General features: G+C 67.1%; 1 protein-coding gene. It reads left to right on the plus strand.

Annotated elements, in window-relative coordinates:
* The coding region (locus tag ACP3VS_RS24575; RefSeq protein ID WP_426390352.1) for a lyase family protein at positions 1 to 234 on the plus strand (234 nt) is incomplete at both ends.

A 234-nucleotide genomic window follows, 5' to 3' on the forward strand; every position in this document is an offset into this window, starting at 1 on the left:
CCCGACGGCCATTCGCCTGGGCCTGCTGCTGGGTCACGACGCCCTGCTGGCCAGCCTCGAAAGCCTGATCCAGGCATTCGCCGCCAAAGGCAAGGAATTCGACCACGTACTGAAGATGGGCCGCACCCAGCTGCAGGACGCCGTGCCGATGACCCTGGGCCAGGAATTCCGTGCCTTCGCCACCACCATGACCGAAGACCTGCAGCGCCTGCGCTCGCTGGCGCCGGAGCTGCT

Origin of the sequence: Lysinibacillus sp. VIII_CA, from assembly GCF_049943995.1 — a bacterium.
GTDB lineage: Bacteria > Bacillota > Bacilli > Bacillales_A > Planococcaceae > Lysinibacillus > Lysinibacillus pinottii.